The organism is Protofrankia sp. Cr1 (assembly GCF_963555865.1).
Lineage (GTDB): Bacteria > Actinomycetota > Actinomycetes > Frankiales > Frankiaceae > Protofrankia.
Genome location: NZ_CAUVXO010000002.1, coordinates 1 through 9231 on the forward strand (window position 1 = coordinate 1; position 9231 = coordinate 9231).

General features: G+C 66.9%; 10 protein-coding genes and 1 pseudogene. 1 reads left to right on the plus strand and 10 read right to left on the minus strand.

Annotated features, from left to right (window positions below):
• The 9 genes and pseudogenes from U9980_RS00590 to U9980_RS00630 form a co-directional block, all read right to left on the minus strand.
• A pseudogene (locus tag U9980_RS00590) lies at nt 1-188 on the minus strand (glycerol acyltransferase); the annotation flags it as partial.
• A 186-nt stretch (nt 189-374) separates the two neighbouring features.
• On the minus strand, nt 375-1415 hold the full coding sequence (locus U9980_RS00595; RefSeq protein ID WP_322748483.1) for an NAD-dependent epimerase/dehydratase family protein: 1041 nt from the start codon (nt 1413-1415) through the stop codon (nt 375-377).
• Between the two features lie 204 nt (nt 1416-1619).
• The gene (locus U9980_RS00600) at nt 1620-2498 is read right to left on the minus strand and encodes an SAM-dependent chlorinase/fluorinase (protein WP_322766218.1); all 879 of its coding nucleotides are present in this window, start codon (nt 2496-2498) and stop codon (nt 1620-1622) included.
• A 290-nt stretch (nt 2499-2788) separates the two neighbouring features.
• Nucleotides 2789-2887, minus strand: coding sequence for a 30S ribosomal protein bS22 (locus U9980_RS00605; RefSeq protein WP_003948845.1), 99 nt, complete (start codon nt 2885-2887; stop codon nt 2789-2791).
• Between the two features lie 156 nt (nt 2888-3043).
• Nucleotides 3044-3841: a pyrroline-5-carboxylate reductase gene (gene proC / locus U9980_RS00610; protein WP_322766219.1), complete on the minus strand. Its 798-nt coding sequence runs from the start codon at nt 3839-3841 to the stop codon at nt 3044-3046.
• Between the two features lie 54 nt (nt 3842-3895).
• The gene (locus U9980_RS00615; RefSeq protein ID WP_416210099.1) at nt 3896-4852 is read right to left on the minus strand and encodes a proline dehydrogenase family protein; all 957 of its coding nucleotides are present in this window, start codon (nt 4850-4852) and stop codon (nt 3896-3898) included.
• An 18-nt stretch (nt 4853-4870) separates the two neighbouring features.
• The gene (locus U9980_RS00620) at nt 4871-5674 is read right to left on the minus strand and encodes a class I SAM-dependent methyltransferase (RefSeq protein WP_322766221.1); all 804 of its coding nucleotides are present in this window, start codon (nt 5672-5674) and stop codon (nt 4871-4873) included.
• Nucleotides 5675-5846: 172 nt separating this feature from the next.
• Entirely contained in the window at nt 5847-6824 is a 978-nt protein-coding gene (locus U9980_RS00625) for a sugar phosphate isomerase/epimerase family protein (protein WP_416210100.1), read from the minus strand.
• A 216-nt stretch (nt 6825-7040) separates the two neighbouring features.
• On the minus strand, nt 7041-7997 hold the full coding sequence (locus tag U9980_RS00630; protein ID WP_322766223.1) for a Ppx/GppA phosphatase family protein: 957 nt from the start codon (nt 7995-7997) through the stop codon (nt 7041-7043).
• A 264-nt stretch (nt 7998-8261) separates the two neighbouring features.
• Between U9980_RS00630 and U9980_RS00635 the strand changes: the two genes are divergently transcribed.
• Nucleotides 8262-8408, plus strand: a complete 147-nt coding sequence (locus tag U9980_RS00635) for a hypothetical protein (RefSeq protein WP_322766224.1) — start codon at nt 8262-8264, stop codon at nt 8406-8408.
• A gap of 61 nt (nt 8409-8469) precedes the next feature.
• Here U9980_RS00635 and U9980_RS00640 read toward each other — a convergent pair whose 3' ends face one another.
• The gene (locus U9980_RS00640; protein WP_322750065.1) at nt 8470-9150 is read right to left on the minus strand and encodes a response regulator transcription factor; all 681 of its coding nucleotides are present in this window, start codon (nt 9148-9150) and stop codon (nt 8470-8472) included.
• Between the last annotated feature and the right edge of the window lie 81 nt (nt 9151-9231).

A 9231-nucleotide genomic window follows, 5' to 3' on the forward strand; every position in this document is an offset into this window, starting at 1 on the left:
CCCGCGGGGACGGTCATGTGCTCGCTGACGCGCATGTCGACAACAGGCGCGTCACCGGCCAGGTCCGTCCCGCCGTCGCGGTCGACCTCCGACGGATCCTGCGGCCGCGGACGGCGCGCCGCCGCGCCGCCGCCCGTCCTGGCGCGCCCGTCCTTGCTGCCGAGCGGGATGATCCGCGCTTCACTCACACCAGTGACCACCTTTTCACCAGACCTGCCCTGGCACCCTTCAGGCCTCCAGGGTCCCCCCAGCCGTCAGAACGCGCCTGCCAAGCCGGACCGAAGATCCAAAACAGACGCTGACAGACCGGCTTCGCCAATCCGCCGGGAACCCCGGCGCACTGATCGAAGGCATATCGATCAGTGCCATCCTGGTCACGACGTCCCGACCAGACGGCGTCGCGCCAGTACACCCAACAAGCCGCGTTCGAACCGCATCACGGTGTCACGGTCGATCGCGAATCGCATCGGGCGATCTCGTACGAAGTCGTCGAATGTCTCCAGGGTCGTGAATCTCGGAACGTAACCGAATACATGCTTCAGCCGAGTGGTGTCGACCGCACGGCCGTGTGCGAGGAAACCGAGCTGCTCCGCGGAGAAATCCAGCAGCCGCGACCGGCGAACCAGGTTCCCGAGCGTAACCACGGCGGGTGACGGCACCGGAAGCGGCGCTCGCCCCGCCCGCCGAACGGCCTGGGACAACAGGAGAACACCGTCCCCGGCAACATTGAATGTGCCGGGATGATCCTCGATCGCAGCCTTTGTCAGCACGCCGAGCGCATCCTCGCTGTGCAACAGCTGCAGGCGCGGATCAAAACCGAGCACCGTCGGGACAACCGGTAGCTCGAGGTAGCGGGTCAGCGGACTGTCAATTCCAGGGCCGACGATGTTCGTGAAGCGAAGCACACTGACGGTGACGTCCGGCCGGCGCCGGCTGAAACCTCGGACATATCCCTCGACCTCGAAGGCGTCCTTGCTGTAACCACCGCGGGGAAGACCACGCGGTTCCATTTCTTCCGTGAACAACGCCGGGTCCCGAGGCGATGATCCGTAAATTGTGGTGGTTGACTTTACGATCACCTTTGTAACACTCGGCGCCTTCTGGCAGGCCGCAAGAAGCTGCATGGTACCTATGACGTTGATTTCCTTCATCGCGGTCCGCCCACCGGCGCCGAGCGGAGTCGCGATGACATTCAAGTGAAGCACGGTGTCAACCGCAGCGGCGCCGATCACCTTCGCGATCAACGGATTACGGATGTCCGCACGGACAAACTGCGTCCGCCCGAGATCGTCACGGGGTGGTATGGTATCGACCCCGATGACATCCTCGATCTCCGGATCAGCCGCGAACGCACTGGCAACCTGGGCACCCAGGGGTCGAGAAACACCGGTAACGAGCACGCAACGTGGTCGCATTCTGGTCGCCCCCTGCCCCGATCTCGACGTCATGTTACGCCTCACAGTTGTCGGCGCGGCAACGCTCCGTGGTCCGTGGCGTGGCGTCCTATTAGCCGGCGTTAGCCGCCGTTAGCCCGCGTTAGCCCGCGTTAGTAGCCACATTGTGGCCCGATAGCCACTGTCGGTCGGGCACGGAGGCCACACGTTGAATAGCCGATGGCATCAGACATGGACGGAAACCGGGAACGACCCGGTCGACGCCACCGGTCTCGAACGTGGTTCGCGAGGGGCATGGGCGATCACGATCGCGGCACGGCGACGTACCCGTAGCGCATCCACCGCCCGCCCGCAGTTGACTGCGATCATGACACGACGCAGTGAATCCTCACAGACCGCAATATGGCCGACCGCAACCTCACCATAGGTATGGGTGAATCGCAGCATCAGGGTACGTCCGGCGATGCGCACCTCAACGGAATCACCGAGCGTGATACCCACGGCCTCAAGATCCGTACGAGTGATGTTCAGGGCGAGGTTGCCGAAATGATCGATGTCGACAACCTCACCATGGACGTGGTCATCGTCAACCGAGCAGGCCCGTGGCCGCAGCTGAACCACGGACGCCGGGTCCAACCGCGGCCCCACCTCGCCCAGCGGCAGACCGGCAGCCAGCCGCGCGGCGACCGGGGCGTAGACGTCACGACCACGGAACACCGCGGTGGGCATCGGCAACCACAGCTCTCGGTCTGCGATCTCGTGGACCTCGATCAGGCCGCCCAGCATCTCCCAGGCAAGCGAGGCCAGCCCGTTGTCAGGCGCGACAAAAATCGAGCCGTCCGCGGTGCGGACGGCGATCCCGCGGGTGTACCTGCCGTCGGTACCAAGCGGTTCGACCAGGGTGAGATGGATCCCCCTGGGCAGGTAGCCGACGGCCCCGGCCAGCATCACCGCGCCATGCTCAACATCCTGTGGGAGCACCGCATGGGAGATATCGATCACCCGGGCATCCGGAGCATGCCTGGCGATCACCCCGTGGCAGACACCCACACAGGCGTCGTCCAGCCCATAATCCGACAAAAAACTGATCCACGAACCCGCCATACGATCCCCTGCGCCGGGGCCGGCTCCGTTGCCGCCCGTCACACGAGAGCTTCCCACAAGGCTCGGCAGCCGGCAGTCGAGGACCTACCGCCGGTGGAACCGGACCGTTGCACAACGATCTGCCCCGAACTGCCGGAATTCAAACCGTCAATTTTCCGTCCCGAGCACACGGAACACCTCGACACCCTGGAGGGCCAGAGGGCGCGCGACGATCGTCAGATCGCGCGCCCGGAGGCCGCAGTCTCCGGAGCACTGGAGGAAAAAGAGAGTGTCACATGGTAGTTGTACGACTACTTCTTGTTACGTCGCTGAACGCGGGTGCGCTTGAGGAGCTTACGATGCTTCTTCTTGGCCATACGCTTACGACGTTTCTTGATAACCGAACCCACGAACCCGACCGATCTGTATGAGGGAAAGCCGAACGAACTATCGGCTGAGCCTACCCGCTCCCGGACCTGTACTCGCCGCATCCTCCCGCGGGATCGCTCGGGGACCCGACCAGGCAGGCCACCTTCTGGATCATCACTCGCATCGACCAATATCCATTAACCGGAGGCAAGTTCACGGGACCGGTCCCGGGCCGCCTCGATCGCGGCCAGCAACGCAGCCCTGACCCCGTGCTTCTCCAGCTCCCGGATCGCGTTGATCGTCGTCCCGGCCGGGGACGTGACAGCCTCGCGTAACAGCACCGGATGCTCACCGGAGTCGCGTAGCATCACAGCGGCACCGACCGCGGTCTGGACCAGGAGCTGGGCGGCGACAGCCCGCGGAATACCCAGCAGGATGCCTGCGTCGATCATCGCCTCGACCAAGTAGAAGAAGTAGGCCGGGCCGCTGCCCGACAACGCGGTCACGGCATCCTGCTGTGACTCGGGCACGCGGATGACCGTGCCGACCGGCGCCAGCAGATCCTCTGTGCGCCGCAGGTGCTCCTCGCCCGCGTGGGCGCCCGCCGAGATCACCGACATCGCCTCGTCCACGAGAACCGGCGTGTTCGTCATCACCCGCACAACCGGTGTGCCCGTGGCGAGCCGGTGCTCCAGGTAGGACGTGGTGATGCCAGCGGCCAACGAGACGACGAGGTGGTCCGAGGTGACAACGCCGGCGATCTCAGCTACCAGACCGGTCATGTCCTGCGGCTTGACTGTGAGTATCAGCACATCTGCCCGGGCGGCCGCGGCCGGGTTCGACAGCGCCTCGACCCCGTGACGGGCGGACAGCTCCTCGGCGCGCTCGGAACGCCGAGCCGTCACGAAGAGGCCATCCGGATCATGACCCGAACGGAGCATTCCCGCCAACAGCGCCTCACCGAGTTTGCCGGTGCCGAGGATCGCGACCGTCATGAACGCCCCTTCGCTGGACCTGATCTCACCGCACCGACTGTCACAGCACCGACGTCACCGGGATGACCGCAGCGCGCGCAGGAAGAACAGCAGGTTGGCTGGGCGCTCGGCCAGCCGCCGCATCAGGTAGGCGTACCACTCCCGCCCACACGGTACGTAGACCCGCACCACCTCGCCTGCCCCGGCGAGACGCCGCTGCTCGCCCGACCGGACGCCGAAGAGCATCTGATACTCGAACGACCGTCGGGCATGACCCGGATCCAGACCTACCAGATCGGTTCCCGACCCTGCAACCGCCCCGGCGAGCCGACCGGCCAGGTCAACCAACGCAGGATCATGGGTGGCGACCATGGGATAGCCCCGGCCCGCCATCAGGATCGCCAGACACCGCGCGTACGAGGCGTCCACCTCGGCCCGACGAGCGTAGGCAACCGAGAGTGGCTCGGCATACGCGCCCTTGCACAGTCGCACCCGGCCGCCGGCACCAGCGAGATCACGGCAGTCCGCCTCGGTGCGCCGCAGATACGCCTGGACGACGGCACCGGTCTCGTCGAACTCCCGGCGCAGCTCGGCCACCTCGGTCAACGTCGCGTCGGTGGTGGTGTGGTCCTCCATGTCCACCGTGACGCAGGTGCCCGCCTCCCGGGCCGCCTGGCACACCCCGAGCACGAGCTCGCGGGCCAGGGGCGCGTCAAACGCCTGGCCGAACGAGGAGAGCTTGACCGACACCTCGCTGGCCGGGGTGAGACCCGCATCGGCAAGTGCCCGCAGCAGGTCACGGTAGGTCGCGGCGGACTCGTGGGCACGCTGCCGATCGATCGTGTCCTCACCGAGAACGTCCAGGGACACCCGCAGGCCAACGTCGCACAGGCCGCCGGCGACCCTGACCCCGGCGGGAACGTCCTCGCCCGCGACGAACCGGTTGACCACGGCGTGGGTCACCGGGCTGGTCGACACGAGCCGTCGGACATGAGGATCACCCGACGCGGCCAGCACCATCGTTCGCAGCATCGCGGTACGCAGCACCACTCAAGGATCCCGCAGGGTGGCCGTCGGCGGCGCGCTGAGAACGTCCTCACCCGGCGAACCGATACGGGCGACGACCAGCACCGTGTGAAACGGTTCGGTGATCATTCCGTCAGGAAACGCCTTGAGCAGGGACCGCCGCTCAGCGGCCAGAAAGTCCTCCAGCCTGTCCCCGGTCGCCTGGACGTACGATTTCGACCGCAGCCACAGCTCGTACGCCTCCACCGCAAGCGTCCGGCTCCACCGGCCGGACACCGTCACAACCTCGGCGAACAGACCCGTCCAGCGCAACTCGTCCGCCCACGGACGCAGCCGGTGGTCCCGCTGGTAGCCCGGGCTCATCGCCTCCAGCCGCTGCTGCTGGCGTTCCCACCAGCGCAGGTCCGCACCGTCGACGTCGTTCCACCAGACGGCGAGCGCGCCGCCGGGCCGCAGCACCCGCGCGGCCTCGGCCGCGGCCACCGGTACCTGGACCCAGTGCCAGGCCTGCGCGTAGCAGACGAAGTCGGCCACGGCGTCGGCGAACGGCAGGGCTTCCCCGTCGGCGCGCACCGCGCCAAGCCCGGGCGTGCGCTCGCACAGGCGACCGAGCATCCCCGGGCTGTGATCCACTGGGATCACCCGGGCCCCACGGTCCAGCAGCGCCCGGGTGGCGATGCCGGTTCCGGCGCCGACCTCGATGATGTCGGCGCCGGCAAGCTCGCGTCCGGCCAACCACTCCAGATCCACGAACAGCCGATGGGGATAGGACGGCCGCGCGGCATCGTAGGCGTCCACCAACGGATCAAACAGCGACCTAGCGCTCACCGGAGCATGGTGACACCACCCCGGAACGTCGCGATGCCACCTTCGCAAACTGCGGGTGTCAGTTCTGGAGCCTGTTTCAGCACCTGTCTCAGATTTTCTGTCCGATCACCAGGCCGATCACCAGGCAAATCGGCAGGCAGCTCGGCAGGCAGCTCGGTGCGACCCGGCGCCGTCAGGGCATCCGGCCGCTCACGGTCGCAGGCGCGGCCGCGAGGTTGAGCCGGGTGAACGCCAACGCCTCGGCGAGATCCGCCTCCCGCTGGGCTCGGGACTCCGCCCGCCTCGTGTTGATCTCTACAACGACGGTGCCGTCGAATCCTCGAGCCGCCAGTCTCTCCAGCAGATCGGCACACGGCTGGTTGCCGCGTCCGGGCACAAGGTGCTCGTCCTTGGCCAGCCCGATCCCGTCGGCCATGTGAACGTGGACGAGTCGTTGACCCAGTTCGTCCGCCATCGCCAACGCGTCGGAGCGCGAAACGCTGGTATGCGAAAGATCAAGGGTGACATGCCGGTAGTCATCGCCCACCGGCGACCAGTCCGGGGCGTACGCGGAAATCTCCCGCCCCCGCGCGCGCAACGGGAACATGTTCTCGACCGCGAAGCGGACGGCTGTCTCATCCCTCATTCTTTCGATGCCCTCGACAAAATCGCGGGCAAAATCACGCTGCCAGCGGAACGGCGGATGGACGACGACGGTCTGCGCCCGTAGCGCTTCGGCGACCGTACGGGCCCGCTGCAACTTCGCCCAGGGTTCGGCTCCCCATACGCGCTGAGTCAACAGCAGGCACGGGGAATGGATGGCGAGAATCGGAATACCGTGATAATCGACAAGCCGCCGCAGAGCCTCCGGATCCTGGCTTACCGGATCCGTCAACACCATGATCTCGACTCCGTCATACCCCAGCCGCGCAGCCATCTCAAAGGCGGCCGCCGTCGATTCGGGGTAGGTCGACGCGGTCGACAGGGCGACCTTCGCCGAAGGGACTCGCGCGGTGGTCCGATCAGCTCGACGAGGAGCGATCAAGGTCGGGTATGTCGTGCCACGGGAGGACACGGCAAAGCCCCACGCGGGCCCACGCGGGCTCTGCACACCGTTGTCCGCGGCCTCGGCGTCCCCGAGTCGCGGCGCTGGGGTTGACGCCTCGGACATCTCTCCAGAGTAGGGCGCGCCCGCTCGATCTTCACTGACACCTCCCGTGCCCGTCATCGGGTCTCCAGGACCCCGGTAGTCATCCACCAAGTCCCCCGAAACGGCCCGCAGATGTCCGAGAAATACATATCCGGGAAATACCCGGGACTCGAGACCGCCACACGCCCGCGCATCTCGCACGAACGGGGCCGTCAGCCTTCATCGCCCGCGATCAGATCAGGCAGAGGTCAACCAGTCCAGCCTACGCAGAATGACTCCCTCCCGAAGCGCCCACGGGCAGATCTCCACCTCGCTCAGATTGAGCAGTTCAAGAGCTTCGGCGGCGACGACGGACCCCGCGGCGAGCTGGCCCGCGCGATCAGCCGACACCCCCGGCAGACCGCACCGCTGCGCCGCGGACATCTTGCACAGCCGGTTGGATATCTCACGCAGCGCATCCTGGCGCAGGACCCTGCGAACGTAGGGACCACGACTGTACGGCTCGGCACCGGCGATACGAGCCAGTGACCGGAAGGTCTTCGACGTCGCCACCGCCCGCGTGGGCTCGCCGACCACATACAGGTTCGACACCACCGGTGCGATGTGCGCCCGGACGTACCGTCGCAGGGCCGCGACCTCTGACCGTTTGGGTGGGTCGTTGGTGAACCAGTCACGAGTCAGTCGACTCGCCCCCAGCGGCAGGGATGACACCGCGTCGGGATCTTCATGCAACCCGGCTGCGATCTCCAGTGATCCGCCACCGATGTCGAGCGCGAGCAGGCGCCCGGCGCTCCACCCGAACCAGCGCCGGACCGCCAGGAAGGTCAGGCGCGCCTCATCCTCGCCTGGCAGGACGGCAAGCGCGACACCGCTCGCCGTTCGCAGCCGGGCCAAGACGTCCTCGCTGTTGGTGGCGTCACGCAGAGCCGATGTGGCGAACGCCACCAGGTCGTCCACACCGAGGTCGTCAGCGCGGCCACGCATCTGAATGATGCACTCGGCCAGTGTCCGCTCGCCCGCGGCGGACAAGGCGCCATCCTCGTCGAGGAGCTCTACCAGCCGCAGCGGAACCTTCACGCTCGCGGCCGGCAATGGTTGGCCGCCGACGTGCGCGTCGACGACCAGCAGATGAACCGTGTTCGACCCGATGTCGATCACGCCGAGGCGCATCCGACCGACCGCGACACGCTGCACGGCTGCCTGTCCGTTGGCCTGCCGATCCGTGGCCTGCCGGGCCGTTGTCCGCTGGCCCGTTGCCCGCTGGCCCGTGGCCTGCCGACCCACCGCGCCCGGATCAGCCTCCGGCTGACTACCGACAGCCGGCTTCACCGACCCGGCACGCAGTCACACGACGTAGCGGCCGACCGGCCGCTCTGTGCTGACCGCAGCAGCTTCACCACGTTCGCATCCACTCCTGTCGATTGTCGGTGGCGGGACGCATGGACGTTCCCGGCGGACATGCCCACTCACCGGCTCGCGGACCTGCCCGGCCGGGACGGAACCCCGGTGACGGCGACCGCGCCCGTCAGCCACGGCCGGCGTTCGGGCCTGTCCGCGGTTCCGGCAGCGCACCGGCAGCGCACCGGGACACGCTTCGTGCGCTGACCACCGTACGTGGCATAGAAGATCTTGGACTCGCCCCGCCTCCACCACGATACGACAATGATCAGGGTTCGAACTTGTAACCCAGCCCTCGGACAGTCACCAGGTGGCGCGGATTGCCCGGCTCGTCCTCGATCTTCGTCCGTAGTCGCTTGACATGGACGTCGAGGGTCTTGGTGTCCCCGACGTAGTCCGACCCCCACACGCGGTCGATCAGCTGGCCGCGGGTGAGAACCCGACCCGCATTACGCAGGAACATCTCCAGCAGCTCGAACTCCTTCAGCGGCAGCGGGACAGCGGCCCCGTCGACCGTGACCACGTGCCGTTCGACATCCATCCGGACCGGGCCGGCCTCCAGCGTCGCGGTGATGCGTTCCTCGGCCTCGCCGCGGCGGCGGAGTACCGCGCGGATCCGGGCGACCAGCTCACGGGCGGAGAACGGTTTGGTGACGTAGTCGTCAGCACCCAGTTCCAGGCCGACGACCTTGTCAATCTCACTGTCACGAGCCGTCAGCATGATCACCGGAACGGCTGACTGCTGGCGCAGCGCCCGGCAGACCTCCGTTCCGGACAGCCCGGGCAACATCAGGTCCAGCAGAACGAGATCAGCGCCGTGCCGCTCGAACTCGGCCAGCGCGGCCGGCCCGTCGGTGGCGACCGCGACCTCGAACCCCTCCCGTTCAAGCATGAACGACAACGCGTCCGAGAACGACTCCTCGTCCTCCACGACCAGAAGGCGGGTCACCCTTCACACTCCTTCGTCATCACTGTCGTTTTCACGCTCGGCATCCGCATCGGTATCGGTATCGGTGTCCGCATCGGTATC

Bases quoted from the DNA above. Each gene is read 5' to 3' on its own strand.
- U9980_RS00595 (WP_322748483.1), bottom strand. From the start codon at position 1,415: ATGCGACCACGTTGCGTGCTCGTTACCGGTGTTTCTCGACCCCTGGGT.
- U9980_RS00600 (WP_322766218.1), bottom strand. From the start codon at position 2,498: ATGGCGGGTTCGTGGATCAGTTTTTTGTCGGATTATGGGCTGGACGAC.
- proC (WP_322766219.1), bottom strand. From the start codon at position 3,841: ATGACGGTCGCGATCCTCGGCACCGGCAAACTCGGTGAGGCGCTGTTG.
- U9980_RS00615 (WP_416210099.1), bottom strand. From the start codon at position 4,852: ATGCTGCGAACGATGGTGCTGGCCGCGTCGGGTGATCCTCATGTCCGA.
- U9980_RS00625 (WP_416210100.1), bottom strand. From the start codon at position 6,824: ATGTCCGAGGCGTCAACCCCAGCGCCGCGACTCGGGGACGCCGAGGCC.
- U9980_RS00635 (WP_322766224.1), top strand. From the start codon at position 8,262: ATGCCCACTCACCGGCTCGCGGACCTGCCCGGCCGGGACGGAACCCCG.